The 16,386-nt window shown below is 29.1% G+C and carries 13 protein-coding genes, 1 riboswitch and 1 other annotated feature; of the genes, 3 read left to right on the top strand and 10 right to left on the bottom strand.

Annotated elements, in window-relative coordinates; all coding sequences use genetic code 11:
• Nucleotides 1-9: 9 nt before the first annotated feature.
• From rnmV to AC2JAQ_RS15205, 4 genes are all read right to left on the bottom strand, one after another.
• A complete protein-coding gene (rnmV, locus tag AC2JAQ_RS15190) occupies nucleotides 10-558 on the bottom strand; it encodes a ribonuclease M5 (protein WP_423239558.1) in 549 nt (182 codons plus the stop codon).
• Nucleotides 559-697: 139 nt separating this feature from the next.
• Nucleotides 698-1,720 carry a resuscitation-promoting factor gene (locus tag AC2JAQ_RS15195; RefSeq protein WP_488457120.1) on the bottom strand — a complete coding sequence of 341 codons (1,023 nt, stop codon included), beginning with the start codon at nucleotides 1,718-1,720 and terminating at the stop codon, nucleotides 698-700.
• A gap of 241 nt (nucleotides 1,721-1,961) precedes the next feature.
• Nucleotides 1,962-2,735 (bottom strand): TatD family hydrolase, encoded by a 774-nt coding sequence (locus AC2JAQ_RS15200; RefSeq protein WP_488457121.1) that lies wholly within the window; start codon nucleotides 2,733-2,735, stop codon nucleotides 1,962-1,964.
• An 18-nt stretch (nucleotides 2,736-2,753) separates the two neighbouring features.
• Nucleotides 2,754-4,253, bottom strand: a complete 1,500-nt coding sequence (locus AC2JAQ_RS15205) for a DUF445 family protein (protein WP_488457122.1) — start codon at nucleotides 4,251-4,253, stop codon at nucleotides 2,754-2,756.
• Between the two features lie 101 nt (nucleotides 4,254-4,354).
• Between AC2JAQ_RS15205 and AC2JAQ_RS15210 the strand changes: the two genes are divergently transcribed.
• Nucleotides 4,355-5,035, top strand: a complete 681-nt coding sequence (locus AC2JAQ_RS15210; protein ID WP_488457123.1) for a Crp/Fnr family transcriptional regulator — start codon at nucleotides 4,355-4,357, stop codon at nucleotides 5,033-5,035.
• A 260-nt stretch (nucleotides 5,036-5,295) separates the two neighbouring features.
• Here the strand turns inward: AC2JAQ_RS15210 and metG (AC2JAQ_RS15215) are convergent, their stop codons facing one another.
• Both metG (AC2JAQ_RS15215) and metG (AC2JAQ_RS15220) read right to left on the bottom strand, forming a co-directional pair.
• Nucleotides 5,296-6,840 (bottom strand): methionine--tRNA ligase, encoded by a 1,545-nt coding sequence (gene metG, locus AC2JAQ_RS15215; RefSeq protein ID WP_488457124.1) that lies wholly within the window; start codon nucleotides 6,838-6,840, stop codon nucleotides 5,296-5,298.
• A 171-nt stretch (nucleotides 6,841-7,011) separates the two neighbouring features.
• On the bottom strand, nucleotides 7,012-8,949 hold the full coding sequence (metG, locus tag AC2JAQ_RS15220) for a methionine--tRNA ligase (protein WP_488457125.1): 1,938 nt from the start codon (nucleotides 8,947-8,949) through the stop codon (nucleotides 7,012-7,014).
• 77 nt (nucleotides 8,950-9,026) lie between these two features.
• Nucleotides 9,027-9,282 (bottom strand) — a binding site (T-box leader).
• A 157-nt stretch (nucleotides 9,283-9,439) separates the two neighbouring features.
• Between metG (AC2JAQ_RS15220) and AC2JAQ_RS15225 the strand changes: the two genes are divergently transcribed.
• Together AC2JAQ_RS15225 and AC2JAQ_RS15230 are read left to right on the top strand one after the other, a co-directional pair.
• Entirely contained in the window at nucleotides 9,440-10,021 is a 582-nt protein-coding gene (locus AC2JAQ_RS15225) for an FUSC family protein (RefSeq protein WP_488457126.1), read from the top strand.
• Nucleotides 10,022-10,042: 21 nt separating this feature from the next.
• Complete coding sequence (locus AC2JAQ_RS15230) at nucleotides 10,043-10,552, top strand: FUSC family protein (RefSeq protein ID WP_488457127.1); 510 nt, start codon at nucleotides 10,043-10,045, stop codon at nucleotides 10,550-10,552.
• Nucleotides 10,553-10,604: 52 nt separating this feature from the next.
• Here AC2JAQ_RS15230 and AC2JAQ_RS15235 read toward each other — a convergent pair whose 3' ends face one another.
• The 4 genes from AC2JAQ_RS15235 to AC2JAQ_RS15250 form a co-directional block, all read right to left on the bottom strand.
• Nucleotides 10,605-12,320: a Na+/H+ antiporter NhaC family protein gene (locus AC2JAQ_RS15235; protein ID WP_488457128.1), complete on the bottom strand. Its 1,716-nt coding sequence runs from the start codon at nucleotides 12,318-12,320 to the stop codon at nucleotides 10,605-10,607.
• Nucleotides 12,321-12,487: 167 nt separating this feature from the next.
• A riboswitch (Lysine riboswitch) is annotated at nucleotides 12,488-12,662 on the bottom strand.
• A 93-nt stretch (nucleotides 12,663-12,755) separates the two neighbouring features.
• Nucleotides 12,756-14,369 (bottom strand): ABC1 kinase family protein, encoded by a 1,614-nt coding sequence (locus AC2JAQ_RS15240; protein WP_488457129.1) that lies wholly within the window; start codon nucleotides 14,367-14,369, stop codon nucleotides 12,756-12,758.
• 177 nt (nucleotides 14,370-14,546) lie between these two features.
• A complete protein-coding gene (locus AC2JAQ_RS15245; protein ID WP_488457130.1) occupies nucleotides 14,547-14,885 on the bottom strand; it encodes a phasin family protein in 339 nt (112 codons plus the stop codon).
• A 108-nt stretch (nucleotides 14,886-14,993) separates the two neighbouring features.
• Nucleotides 14,994-16,238, bottom strand: coding sequence for an aminopeptidase P family protein (locus tag AC2JAQ_RS15250; RefSeq protein ID WP_488457131.1), 1,245 nt, complete (start codon nucleotides 16,236-16,238; stop codon nucleotides 14,994-14,996).
• Nucleotides 16,239-16,386 lie beyond the last annotated feature (148 nt).

The raw sequence follows: 16,386 nt of genomic DNA on the forward strand, positions 1-16,386 counted from the left end.
ACTACTCTCCTATAACATCTTTTCTATCTTTTCTATAGCTTTAACAAATTCTTCTTTTGTTATGCCATAGTTATTCAGTCTTGAAAGAACTTGGTTTGCATTTCCATAACCGATTCTTAATTCTTTACCAAGTAATTCTCTTCTGATTTTAGCTTTTGGATCAGCTGATAATCCAAAGTATATTAAATCTTGTATTGTAAATTCTTCTCTTTTTTCTTCTAAAGTTATTTTTGCATTTTCTAAAGCTCTTATTATAGCTTCTGGTGAAGCGTTTTCCACACCTATGTTTCCATCTTTAGCTCTAGTTCCTTCTGCTCTACCTATGTAAGCATGTTTAACACCTTTAACTCTTTTTGAAATTATTGATCTTATCTTCTCTCCAGCGAAGTCAGGATCAGTAAGTACTATAACTCCTTTTCTTTTTTGAGCTTCTTTTATTCTCTCTATAACCTTTGCATTTATTCCAAATCCACCAACAGCTATCATTTCAGCATCCACTGCTTTTTTTACTGCTGTTATATCATCTCTACCTTCAACTACTATAACTTCTTTAATCAAGGTTAAAACTCCCTTTCTTATTATATGTACTATATTTAATTTACCCATATCTTATTTAACTGTCAATAAAATGCTCTCTAATATAAAATAAAAAGAGGGAGTCTAAAAGAATAATTCTTTTAGACTCCCTCTTTTAGTATTACCATTCACCAGGATAAGCTATTATATAAAGATTGACATTTCTTCTTCCCCACTGTTTACATTCAGCCGAAGAATTTAAAAATAAATCTATTATGTTATTTTTTATAGCTCCACCAGTATCTTCTGCTACTGCATAACCATACCCTTCTATATAAACTTTAGTTCCTAAAGGTATTATTCTTGGGTCAACAGCTATTGTACTTAATCCATTAGGATCTCTTTTTGGTACTGTGCCTGTTGCTGTTATTCCATCCCCAGCATAAGCAGTAGCTTCTACTACCATCATTTTTTTATAATCTATATTATCGTTTCCTCTTGAAAGAACTAATTTTTCCATAGTTCCTTTTACCACCACTTCATCCACTGGCTCCTTAACAACTTTAGATTCTACTACTTCTCTAGATACTTCTTTCCCATCTTCCATAACTAATTTCATAGTTATTTCTTTTTCTCCAGCAGAACCCTCTTGAGTGGTCTTATTAACTCCACTTTCTAAGCTGTCATCTTCTTTAACTACAGTTTCAAATTCTATTGGTTCCTTTTCAACTATGGTCTTCTCTTCAACTCTTGTAACCTGTATTTTCAAATCCTTTGATAGTTCTGTTTCTAATGAAGGCTCTACTTTATCTAACTCATTTAGATCAATGCCTTCTTCAACCAGCATTTTTTCTACTGAATCCTCTGCAGAATCTATCTTTAAACTTTTTCCATCAACCATCACTTCCACTGGAACTGCCTTTTTGATTTTTATTACATCATTATCAGAAATCTCACTTGTTAAACTCGGCTCTATTTTATCTTTATCAGATAAATAAATTTCCTTTTGATTTAAAACTGCTTGTACATTCCCTTTAAATGTGGCAACCTCTATTTTTTCACCATCTAAATCAATGGTTATGCTCTTGTGTGTTGTAACTACTACTGCTATAAAACTTACTAAAACTATGCTAAATACACCTAATACAATCTTCCCATTTTTCGAGGCAACCTTCTCCTTCAATGCCTTAATTATCTTTTTCATACAATCTTCCCCCTTTTAGGCAAGAGTCATTTCGACATTATATATTACCTTTTCAAGTATGTCAAATTTACTGACTCCTTAAGTTTATACTTTTTAATTGTAAATTATAATAAATAATCGACCTCTGCTTATACAGGGATTAGGTAAAGAATGGTTGATTTATGTTTAAAAAAGTACACTATATTATATTAGTGTACTTTCCATATTATTACATTTATTTTCTCTTTAGTATACGTCTCTATTATTTAATTTTAAATAAGTTTCTTTTATTGTTTAATAAGATTTCATTCATTTCTTCTCCTGAAATACCTCTTATTTCACTCATTTTATCTATTATATATTCTATATAATCTGATTTATTTCTCTTTCCTCTGAAAGGAACTGGGGTCATGAAAGGACAATCTGTTTCAACTAACATTCTATCTGCAGGTATTTCCCTACAAACATCCACTAATTTTTTAGCATTTTTAAATGTTAAGACACCTGTAAATCCAATGTAATATCCTAATTTAATACACTCTTTTGCAAATTCAACTGAACCCGAAAAACAATGTACAACACCAATTACATTAGGAAATTCTTTCATAATTTCTAAAGTGTCTCCATGAGCATCTCTATCGTGTATAATAACTGGTAAATTTAATTCATCAGCTAACTTCATTTGTGCTCTAAAAACTTCTTTTTGCACTTCCCTCGGTGGGTTTTCTTCCCAATAATAGTCTAATCCAATTTCTCCTATGGCTTTAACTTTTTCATATTTAACATATTCTCTTATTTCTTTTATAACTTCTTCGTTAAATTCATCAGCATTTTCTGGATGTATTCCAACAGCTGCATAAAACATATCAAAATTCTTTGCAAGTTCAACTGATTTTCTTAATCCATAAAGATCAGATCCACAATTTAAAATCCCAATAACTCCATTTTCCTTTAGTTCTTTTATAACTGCCTCTCTATCTTCATCAAAACTGTCTGAATCATAATGTGCATGTGTATCAAATATTTTGTATTTCATAATTTTCTCCTTTGAATTTTACATGTAAATTGTAGATAAAAGTGGTGAAAGTATGCCTAAAATACCTCCTAATAAAGCTCCAAGCCATGTTATCGCTTTAAGTTCTTTATTGGCAATCCCTATTATAATCTCTTCTGCATAATCCACTTCAAAAGCATTAATTTGATCTTCTACAATTGAAGAAATATCTACAATTTCCAGTACTTTAGCTGATTTATTGTCTACAAAGTCATTATATAAATTATCTAAAATACCCATAATGTTATCTTCTAGTTTTTGTCTATTATAACATATATCGTTTAAAGAATTTTGTAAAAATTTATCAAATACCTTTTCAATTATTTCATTTATTTCTTTAGATAATTTTGGATTATTAACAAAATTTAAAATCATTAAATCTATATTATCAATTAAGATATTTTCATAATTATTAAATAACACTTTTATAATTTCTTCATAGCTATTAAATGAAGAAATTTTACAATTTAATTCATCTATTAAAGTATTTATATTTTCTTCCTTAACTAACTTTCTTAAAACCTTATCTCCTATAGCCTCTGATATAATTTCAAGCTTTTCTTCTCCAATATCACTTACTACATCACTTACTTTTTTCTTCATACTTTCATGTACAAAAGCTAAAGCAGCATCACATATGTATTCTTTGTTTTCCTCTTCACCTAAGGCAACATCAACTAATGAAACTAATTTTCCGTATATTACATCTCCATTTAAAAACATTGACACTATAGAAGGTATATTTTCATTTATAGCACCCTTTATTTTATTTGAAACCTCCTCATCTCTAAGAAGATTTTGAATTATATTTACAAGAGTATCCTTCTGAGATTTTACGTATCCTTCTATATAAGGTTTAATTTTTTCCGGAATAATCTCTTCAATAGTTCTATCCTCATTTTCTAAAGATTTTATTTCCTTAAGAATAATATTTTCAATTGTCTTACTTGTTTTTTCCTGCTCTAAAGCATTTGATATAAGTTCTCTAAATTTTCCACTATTTATAAATTCAATTATTTTTTCTGGTTTCTTTTCTAATTGCTCTTTAATAGAATTAACTATATAAAATTTAATCTTATTTTTAAAAGATTCTTCTTGAATTGATTTTAAAATAGTTTTACTGATGTTGTTTGTAATATCTTCCCTTAGTGAGTAATAACTTTCTCCTAAAATACTTTTTAAAGAAGATTCTAAAGTAGCATCACTTTCAATAATTTGATTAATCTTTTCTTTAGCTATCCCATTAAATTTTGATTTTATTTTTTCATCCTTTAATGCCTTACCCAGGCTATCAGAATTTAACAAATGAGTCCCTACAGTTTCTCCTACTTTATTAGCTATTCTACTCTTCTCTTTAGGTATTAACCCTGGTGTAAAAGGAAGTTTCATACCAAAGATATATTTTGCTTCTCTAGGTCTAAATAACATTTTTATAGCTAGCCAATTTGTTATATAACCTATTATTGCTCCAATTAAGGCTCCTATAATATAAATTTTCACCTATTTTCACTCCTATCAATTTAAAATTTACTTAAATAGTGTAAAATATTATATATTTATATTAATATAATACTACTTATTTTATAAAGGTGGGCGATAAAATGAACTTAAAAAAACTACCCAACATAAAAGATTGTAGCTTATTTTCTCACTTTAGTGATAATGATATCCAAGAATTATTAAATTCAGGTTTTGTTTCAATAAAATCTTATTCAAAAGATGATTTATTATTTTCTGAAGGAGAATATTGCAACTTTTTAAGCGTTATAATAAATGGAAAAATAGAAATTCAAAAATTAGATTCTAATGGGAACTTACTAGTTGTTGCCACATTAAATAAAGGAAATGTTTTTGGAGAGAACCTTCTTTTTGGTGATAGAAACTTTTATCCAATGTCTGTTGTCTCTAAGGATAATACTGAAGTTTTTCACATAAAAAAAGAGTACATTTATAAACTATGCTCCTCAAATGAATCGTTTTTAAAAGAACTTCTTAGAATTCTTTCAAACAAAGCAATTAATCTTAGTTCTAAGCTTAAACAAGTAACAATGAAATCTATTAGAGAGATGATTTGTCATTATTTATTAGAAAAATACAAAGAGAAAAAATCTACTACTATAAAGTTAGACTTTTCAAGAAAAGATTGGGCAGATAAACTAGGAGTTCAGCGACCTTCATTATCTAGGGAGCTTATGAAAATGAGAGATTCAGGCCTAATTGAGTTCTCAAAAAATGTCATAATAATAAAAGATTTAGATGGGCTGAAAGCTAATTTATTTTAAATAAAATGTTAATATTTTTGTACACTTTTTGACACATAAATGCCACATAACAGGATTAATATAATAATTGTAACGTAGCTAAAACACTAATTTAATTTTACCCCTTAAATGGCCCTTGAATAGTTTGTCCCCCTTACGCAAATGTCAAGGGCTATTAAGTTTAATCAATAAAAAAATTTCTATATAATAATTCCTAACCTTAAACCTTAAGATGTAAGATAAGCCTTGTTTCTAATTAATAGAAGCAAGGCTTATTTTATTTAAATCTTTTTACTCTTTAGTCTATTTAATTCTTCTATAGCAATCTTCTTATCAAGCCTATCAAATAATAATTCAACTCTATTAACCTTTATATTATTTCTTTCTTCAAAGCTCCATTTTACATTATCTAACTTTAAAAAGTTTCTTATTTTTTCACATGTAAAAGGAATTATAGGATTCATTAAATCAGTTAATGCTATTACAATCTGAACACAAATATATATTATCTCTTCACATCTTTTCCTATCTTTATTAATCAAAATCCAAGGTTTGTTTTTATCAAAGAAATCATTTCCTTGTTTTATAAGATTAAATACTTCATTTATTCCAGATTTAAACTCTCCATTTTCAAATTTATTTCCTACAGAGGCATAAGTCCTTCTTATTAAATTCCTCCATTGAAGAGGAAGTTCATCACCATTAATCTCTCCATTGAAATTTTTTCTTATAAAAATTAAGACTCTATTTATAAAATTGCCTAATTCGCCTAATAGTTCATTATTATTTGCATTTATGAAATCTCTCCAAGTAAAATCAGAATTTTTTTCTTCTGCGCCTCTACTTATTAAGTAATATCTTATAGAATCTATGTTATATCTTTCTATAATATAAGGAATCCATATTGCCCAGTTTCTATTAGTTGAAAATGTCTTTCCTTCTAAGGTTAAATATTGTGAAGATACTATTCTAATATTTCCTTTATCTAGTCCAATTCCTGCTAACATGGCAGGAAACATTGTTGTATGAAAAGGTATATTTTCTTTACCATGAACTAAATAAACTATACTTTCTTCATCATTCCAGTAATCATCTAGTTCCTTACTTTTCTCTTCTATAAATTTCTTAGAAGCAGTAACATATGCTAGTAAAGCATCTATCCAAACATAAACTCTTTTATCTTCGAAGCCCTTTATAGGCACCTCTATTCCCCAATCAATTTCTCTTGTTAAGATTTTATCTCTAAGACCACCATCTAAATATCTTTTAGTTATTTTAATAGCATTCTCTCTCCAACCTTCTTCTTCACTTAATATTTTCTGAATGTGATCTTGAAAACATGATAACTTAAAGAAAAGATTATTAGACTTTCTAACCTCAACCTCTGTTTTACATTCCTTGCATAATCCATCTTTAACAGCAAATTCATCTAAAGTATCACAACATTTTGAACAATAAAACTCTTCTGTTTCCTTTTCATAAATAAATCCTTTTTTATAAAGATCTTTTATAATATTTTTTACTTGCTCTTCATGATACTTTGTATCTGTTCTTGTAAATATATCAAAAGAAAATCCTAGTTTATTAAAACATCTAATGAACTCCCTATGATACTTATTTATAAGATCTTTAGGAGACTCATTAAGCTCTTTTGCTTTATTTAAAATAGGAGATCCATGACAGTCTGATCCTGAAACAAAAACAACTTCATCGTCCTTCGCCCTATGATATCTTGCTAAAACATCTCCTGCTAGCCAAGAAGAAACCCTTCCTATATGAAGAGATCCATTAGCATAAGGCCAGGCATTACCTATAACCACTCTCAATTTACTATTCCCCCTTAAAATTATTCTATCCCTAGCATATGCTATAAAAAAACTCCTATATTCCACATTCATGAATATACGAGTCCTTTTATAACATAATTTTTAAAGTTATATAGCAGGAAAATCTATAACATATTTATAGATTTTCCTTATATAACATTTAAAATTTTACTATCTCACTTGACTTCCAGTTAACATTTCACCTGGGTTAACTAATACAAGTTCTGAATCATCAGCAGGTGCTGCTGCAAGAATCATACCTTGTGATAATTCACCTCTTAATTTAACAGGTTTTAAGTTAGCAACTAATACTACGTATTTTCCAACTAAGTCTTCTGGCTTGTAATGCATAGCTATTCCTGAAATAACCTGTCTTTCTTCTCCACCTAAATCAACTTTAAGTTTTAATAACTTCTTAGCTTTTTTAACTGGCTCACATTCTAATACTTTAACTACTCTTAAATCTATTTTGTCAAAGTCATCTATAGTTATTTCTTCTTTTATTGGATTTTTAACTAACTCTTCGTTAGCTGGTTTAACTGGAGCTGGTTTTAAAGCTTCAAGTTCTGCTAATTTTTCCTCAACATCTATTCTTGGGAATATAACATCACCCTTAACTACTTTATCTCCTGCAACTGTTCCATTAAACTCTTTTAAACTTTCCCAAGTTGTAACTTTAGTGTTTAATTGAGCATTGATTTTTACACTTGTTTCTGTTAAGAATGGTGAAATCATTACTGAAACAAATCTTAAAGTTTCTAATAAGTTATATAAAACTGTTCCTAGTCTTTCTTTCTTTTCTTCATCCTTAGCAAGTATCCAAGGAGTTGTTTCATCTATATATTTATTAGCTCTGCTTATTAAAGTCCATATGCTTTCTAAAGCTTCTGGTATTTTTAATGCATCTATGCTAGCTTCAACTTTTCCAGGAGTAGCTAAAGCTAAGTTTATTAACTCATCATCAATAGCCTCTTTACATGTTGGTGCTTGAATAACTCCATCAAAGTATTTTTCAACCATAGCTATTGTTCTTGATAAAAGGTTACCTAAATCATTAGCTAAGTCTGTATTTACTTTCTTTATGAATATTTCATTGTTGAATAATCCGTCTGAACCAAATGGTATTTCTCTTAATAAGTAGTATCTTACAGCGTCAGCTCCAAACATGTTAACTAAAACTACTGGATCAACAACGTTACCTTTTGATTTTGACATTTTTCCTCCATCAACAAGTAACCATCCATGACCAAATACTTGCTTAGGTAACTCTAATCCTAAAGCCATTAACATTATTGGCCAGTAAATTGTGTGGAATCTTAAAATGTCTTTTCCTATTAAATGAACATCTGCAGGCCAGAACTTTTTATATAACTCTTGATTTTCTTGACCATATCCTAAAGCAGTGATGTAGTTTGATAATGCATCTATCCAAACGTAGATAACATGTTTCTCATCAAAGCTTACAGGTATTCCCCAAGTAAAGCTTGTTCTTGAAACACAAAGATCTTGTAATCCTGGTCTTAAGAAGTTATTTAACATCTCATTTTTTCTTGATTCTGGTTGAATGAAATCTGGATGTTCTTCTATATATTGAATTAATCTATCAGCATATTTGCTCATTTTGAAGAAGTAAGCCTCTTCCTTAGCTTTTTCAACTGGTCTTCCACAATCAGGGCAGTTTCCATTTACTAATTGAGTTTCTGTCCAGAATGATTCACATGGAGTACAGTAAAGACCTTCATAAGAATCTTTATATATATCTCCTTGATCATATAATTTTTTGAAAATCTCTTGAACAGCTTTTACATGATAATCATCAGTTGTTCTTATGAATTTATCATAGCTTATGTTCATCATTTTCCAAAGATCTTTAATTCCAGCAACGATTTCGTCAACATGCTCTTTTGGAGTAATTCCTTTTTCGTTAGCTATTCTTTCTATTTTTTGACCATGCTCATCTGTTCCTGTTAAGAACATTACTTCATGACCTGTAAGTCTTTTAAATCTTGCTATAGCATCAGCTGCTACAGTTGTATAAGTATTACCTATGTGTAGATTTGTTGATGGGTAATAAATAGGTGTTGTGATGTAATATGGTTTTTTACACATTATTTCTTCCTCCTTGTACTCTTAATTATTATTGTTTCCAATATTTCAAAAATATAAAAAGCCCCTATGGGAAATCCCATAGAGGCGTTAATTACGCGATACCACTCTATTTTATATTTATGTCACCATAAATATCTCACTAAGTAACTCCTAAGTAAAAACTTATTTTATCACTTTGCAATATAACGGTTGCCACCGTACTCTTCTAAAATTAAAATTCTCAAAAAGTCTGCTCCAAGTCCATCTTCATAAAGTTTCCTGCATCTGGCTTTCACCTATCCCAGCTCTCTTTTATACATTTCTCTTTATTACTCTTCTCTTCATTGCATTTTTCTACTTAATTTAAATTATATGATTAGTTTTATACCAATGTCAATCGTTTTTATCTTTAATTTCTCTAATATTCTTCAATTATCATTATTTGTAATAATATAAAAATATTATATACTATCTATAATAGTATTTAAATTTGTCAGGAGGTCTTGTTTGAATGAAAGGTTTAGCCTTACCTAAAATAGGTGCAAGAAATTTAAAAACAGCTTTAGCTGTAACTTTATGTATAGGTTTTTTTGAACTAATACATAGACAATATCCTTTTTATGCTTGCATAGCCGCTGTAATATGTATGAAAGATACTGTTGAAAACTCATACAAGATGGGAAAAAGTAGAATGATTGGTACAATTACTGGTGGTTTAGTAGGTTTATCCTTTACTTTTTTAGCATTAACATTTAATCTAGCAAAATTTCCAGGATTAATAACTGGTGTTGGAATAGTGCTAACTATTTACTTACTTAATGTATTTAATAAAAAAGGATCTGTTTCCATAGCATGCATAGTATTGATAGCTATAATGACAAACCTGCATGGAAAAGCGCCATATGCTTATGCCGTCGATAGAATTATAGATACCTTTATAGGTATAATAATAGCTCTATTAATAAATAAGTATATATACAAGTATGAAGTTAGGGTAAAAAAAGATATAGAAAACATAGAAGAAAAAATTAATAGACTTGAGACAGAAATAAAAAATGATGTCAAAGAGTTAGAAAACAATAAGAAAAGTTAATATGATTTAGGGGTGAAATATTTGTTTAACTTTAACCTGCAAACTATAGGAGCTAGAAATCTTAAAACATCTTTCTCAGTATTTCTATGCATCATAGTATTCGAACTATTAGGCCGTTCTAGTGCCTTCTTTGCTTGTATAGCAGCTATGATGTGTATGCAAGATACTGTTGAGAACTCTTATAAAATGGGAAAAAACAGAATGCTTGGAACTTCTATAGGTGCTGTTGTGGGACTAACTCTCACAGCAATATTTAATCTATTAGACTTACAACATTTTATTATTTATGCACTTTTAACAGCAATAGGTACCACTATAGCTATCTATCTATGTATCTTATTTAATTGTAAAGGTGCAGTAAATAGTGCTTGTATCGTTGTATTTGCTATAATGACCAGCTTAAAGGGAGTTGGCTCATATAATTATGCTTTTAATAGAATTCTAGATACATTTATTGGAGTTATAATTGGTATATTAGTTAATAGACTTGTATATCCTTATTCAAAGACAACAGAAGAGGATACCAATTAAAAATATGCTGCAATATAAAAAAGAGAAGGTTATAGCCTTCTCTTTTTTATATTTAATTATTACTAGTAGTTTGTTCTACCTTCTTACCAAATATCATTGTTAATATGAATAAAGCTATTAAAGCTATAGGTAAGACTATCCAGAAGCTTAATCCTAGACCAGCCGGTATATATCCAAATACTACAGTTATTATTCCAACAAAGATTGAATACCATATTTGTGTTCTAACGTGTTCTATATGATCACAACCCGCTCCTGTTGAAGAAAGGATTGTTGTATCAGATATAGGTGAACAATGATCTCCAAAAATTGCTCCTGTTAATACAGCTGATGTACTAACTATTACAAACTGCCATTCTGGATTTATAGCAAAAGCTAGTGGAATTGCTAATGGCATTAGTATTCCCATGGTTCCATAGGCTGTACCTGTTGCAAAGGCTATTACTGAACCTAAAATAAATATTATAGCAGGTAATAAGAATGCTGGTATCGTATCTGATAAAACTCCAACTAAATAAGATGCTGTTCCTAACTCCTTAATTACAGAGCTTAATGACCAAGCTAATATAAGAATTACTCCTGTTATTAGAAGTCCCTTCATTCCTTCAACCCATATTCCTATACCTTCTGAAATAGTAAATATCTTTCTGCACACACCTAATGCAAGTGCAACTATAGTTGCTAACAATGCTGATTGAAATAAGACTACCGAAGCATCAGCATTTGAGAATGCTGCTTGTATTCCAGCAAAACTTAAAGGTGCGTTATTCATAAGTTCTATTATTGCTAAATCTTCTCCACCCATTATAGTGACCCATCCACTATAATAAAATCCTACTAAAGATGAACCTATTAAAACACCAATCGGTATTATAGCATTCCAAATGCTTAACTTGATTCCTTTTATAGGTTCTAAATCTTCACTATCTGATGAAGTTTCTGTTGTTGATAAAACTTCTCCTCTTCTAGCTCTTCTTTCAGCTTTAAGCATCGGTCCAAACTCTCTTAAAGTAATAGCTGATATAACAACAAAAGCTAAAATTAATATGTTATAAAATCTATATGGTATTGTTTCTAAAAATACTCCAAAACCATCGGCTTCTATTCCTACACTCTTTAAAGCATCACCGATTAATCCTACCTCTAATCCTATCCAAGTTGATATTATAGCTAAACCTGCAATTGGAGCTGCTGTGGCATCTATAATAAAAGCTAACTTTTCTCTTGAAACTCCTAATTTATCTGTAACTGGTCTCATTATTGGGCCTACTATTAATGAGTTAGCATAATCATCAAAGAAAACTGCTAGTCCTAAAAGCCAAGTTGTAAGTTGTGCACTCTTAACTGTTTTAGCTTTTCTTGCTAAAGCCTCAGCTATAGCCTTTGCACCACCCATTTTAGCTACTAAATGAATTACCCCTCCAATAACTAAAACCTGAAGAATGATTCCTGCATTCCAAGGATCTGCTAAAGAATTTAAAGCTCTATAAGTAAAATCTATAAATCCTTGTGTCAGAGCTGTAAGTATATTAAATCCATTCAATTGAAGCATTATACATCCCGTCATCGTTCCTATAAATAAAGAAACTATAACATTCTTAGTTATAAAAGCTAGAACAATTGAAACTAATGGTGGTAATACTGTCCATAATCCAAATTTTGCTGAATTTACAGCTGCAACGTCTTCTGTAGCGAAAACTAAAGTTGAACATAGCATTGTCATAACAAAAACTGCTAAAAACACTTGAAATCTTGTTCTATTTCTCATTTTTAAATCCCCCTTAAATACTTAGTGAATTAATTTAAAGAGGCATTCTTTTTAAGAATTACTTATCTCTAAATATAAAAAAAGACCTTAGGCTTAATCAACCTAAGGCCTTAATAATTACAAAATTTATTTTTCAAACAAATTAATCATTACTAAATACAATTCCCTAAGATGATAGCACTTCACAATTTTTCTGTGACAGTGTTGTATATATTTTATACAACCCCAGCATTTAGCATCAAAGCTTTAGCTAAAAACTTCGGCGATAATCCCTTTTCTAATACTTCTACGTTGCTTAACTCCATATTAGTACTCTTGATTTCTCGCGCCTCTACCTCTTTTAAAACTATTCACTTTTCTAATTATTATATTGTATACATTTATACAGTATAAATATATTTTTTTCAAGTATTTAAGAAGTTTATTAACTATTTATTAAAAAAATCCTGATTTTATTATAGAAATCAATAACCACAAACCTAATATTCCTGCTACTACAAAGCCTATTAATCCTAAAATAGGAACACCCTGAAAAGTTGGTCCTGTTTTAGCATTAACTATTAACGATGAGCCTATTACCATGCATCCTACAATTAAAGCAAATGCTATTCTATTCACCATTCTATTTAAATCTGCAAGAGGCCTATCTAAGCCTTTCATTTCAATTTGTAATTTAGCTCTTCCTTTAGTTAAACTATCTACAAGCTCTGAGAACTTAGTTGGAACTTCCAAACTTTTTGATGCAAATTTATAAGTTCCCATTATGATTTTATCTTTATTTAAACTTTTTAAAATTTCTTCTTTATTTCTTTCCTTTATATAAGGAAAAATACACTCCATAATTTCTAAATCAGGATCAATCTTACTAACAACACCTTCTAATATAACAATTGACCTCACAAGAGTAGTCATTTCTCTAGGAAACTGAATATTATTTCTTCCTGATATCTCGAATATTTCTTTAAACAAGTCGGATATTTTTATACTTTTTAAGGATGCATTTATATATTTTAAAACTATATTATTTAAATCTTCATATAAAACTGAATTTTTAACTGGCCCTTTTTTTATTCCTATAGCATTTACAAAATCAACCAAAGTATCAATATCCTCTAAAGCCATAGCCGTCATAGCCTTGTTAAGCCATCTTTTTATATTAGAATCTAATTCTCCAACCAATCCAAAATCTATAAAATATATTTTTCCATCTTTAATAAATAAATTTCCCGGATGAGGATCTCCATGGAAGAATCCGTCTTCAAGAACTTGTTTAAAAAAAGAATTTGCAAGCTTATTAGCAATATCTTCACATTGATATCCTTCACTTTCTAAAACATCAAAATCAGTTATTTTGCATCCATCTATGTATTCCATAGTCAAAATTTTCTTGGAAGTAAGTCTATCTATAACTCTTGGAACTCCAACACAAGCCACATCCTTATTTAAATCGTGAAATCTTTCTGTATTCTTAGCCTCTTTCACAAAATCAAGCTCATTTAATGTAGCATCTTCAATTTCCTTGAAAGCCTCAAAAGGATTAATTAATGTATTTGATACATGAGAGGATGTAAATCTGCTTAATCTTCTTAGTATGCTTAAATCTAGCTTCATCTTCTCATCAATTTTATAATGTTGAACCTTAACAACTACATCTTTCCCATCTCTTAACTTGGCTTTATGAACCTGAGCAATTGAAGCTGAAGCTAATGGAGTTTCACTAAATTCTAAAAAATATGTATTTATATCAGTCCCAAAGGACTCGTAAAATATTTCTTTAACCTTATTAAAATCCGTTATTTCATTACTGTCTTGAAGCTTTTCTAACTCCTTAATATAAGCTTTAGGAAGTAAATCTGGTCTTGTACTTAATATTTGTCCAATCTTAACAAAAGTTGCTCCCAACTCCTCAAGTGCCTCTCTAAATGCTTGTGGTCTAGGCTCAATCTTTTTACTTTTAGGCAATTTGCTAGAAACTAAAAAGTCAAAACCATAGTAAGTAAAAACTCTCACAATTTCTCGTAACCTTTGTACACCCTGTCTTTTACTCATAAACTCACCCCCTATGTCTAAAGAATTAAAATTACTCTATTTATTAACAAGATTAAAAACTCCATAAAGTATATTAAAAGAATTCAATATTTTCATTTAAGCCATTTTCTCTATGGCTATAACAATTTACTCATAATTTCCTAAATACTTTATAGAGTTTTATTTATTTTTTATACCCTAACTTTCTTTTTCTTTTACTTTAGCTTCTAATACGGCTACTCTTTCTCTTAATTTATTTATTTCTTCTAAAGTATCTTTATTAGCTTCATCAAACATAGTCTTAAAATCTTCCTTTGTGAAAGGCTTCATTTTTTCTAATTTGCTTGTTATTTCATTAGTTGCTTCTGTAGTTTTTTCTTGTATATTCCTTTTTAACTCTTCTGATAAAACTTTTCCATCTTCAACAGTAATTTTACCTTTTGAAACCATATCTGATATAAAAGAATCTGCCTTTTCATAAGCAGTAGCAGCAGTTCCAACTCCAGCTAACATAACTTTTTTTAATTCATTTATCATGAAATCATCTCCTAAACCATAGTTTTCTCTATAAAAATTTTATTTAATTCTACTCTTAATTTTTTCAAATTTAAAGCTTATTATTCTTAAAGTAATATTAATTCTAAATTATCTATTTCTCATAAAGTTTTCTATATCTTCTACAGATTTAATGCAATCCTTTGTTAGAACTTCACAACCATCTTTAGTTACTAAAACATCATCTTCTATTCTTATGCCTATACCCTCTTCTTCTATGTATAGACCTGGCTCTACAGTATAAACCATACCTTCTTCAAGTATTATGTTTCTCTTACCAACATCATGAGTGTCAAGTCCTAAACTATGCCCTATAGAATGAAAATAATACTTTCTAAAATCTTTTTTATCTTCTATAAGACCTAATCTAATACAAGCTTCTGCTAAAAGATTATTCGCTTTTTCATTTAATTCAAAAAATCCTATTCCAGATCTAACAGAATTTATTATCTCTTCATTTACTTTTAAAACTTCTTCATAAACTTCTCTTTGTCTATCTGTAAACTTACCATTAGCAGGGAATGTTCTAGAAATATCTCCATTATAATAATTTACTTGAGCTCCTAAATCAAAAAGAATTAAATCTCCATCTTTTATCTCACTATTATTATCTACATAGTGTAAAGTAGCCGCATTAACACCAGCCGCTGCTATTGTTTTAAAAGCATAATCCTTAACTCCATGTTGTTTTAAATAGAAATCGAAATATGCTTCTAGTTCATATTCTTTCATTCCAGGCTTACATTCTTTCATTAAAAGCTCTACACCTTTTGCTGTTATATCTGCAGCCTTTTTTATTTCTTCTACTTCCTCTTTACATTTAATTTGTCTTAAAGCAGCTATATATCCATAAGCATCCTTTATAGTTACTTGAGGATATTTTTCCTTAATATCTTTTGCAAATCTTTGACTTTTACTCATTTCTTCATCAAATGATACTCTTTCTAAATCTAAATAAAGAGCTTCTGCAATTCCATTAGTAAAAATCATATTTAAATCACTTTGAAAATCATCTAAGAATTTTATATTTTCTATACCTGAAACTTCTTTAGCTTCATAATCTCTTATAGTCTTTCCAGTCCATCTTTCTTGCTCTAAATTTGGCTTTAATATATAAAGAACTTCGTCAACTATTCCGTCTACTTTTTTAATCATTAATATATGCTTTTCTTCATCTACTCCTGTTAAGTAGTAAAAATTTCTGTTTGGAGTAAATGGAAAATATTCATCTGCTGTTTTTCTTTTTGCTTCGCCTGCAAATAAAACTAATAATGAATTATCATCTAGTTTTTTTAATAAATTCTCTCTGTTTTTAATAAAAACTAAGTTTTTCATTTTAATCCCTCCAATTCCTATTTATTAAATTTTATCATATATAAGGTTTAAAATCTTATAATAAATAATACATCTTATTATTTTTTACTTAAATCAAAAAAATACTCACTAGATTAACTAGTGAGTATTTATTATTATCTTACTTCAA

This window comes from Clostridium sp. LIBA-8553, assembly GCF_057782465.1.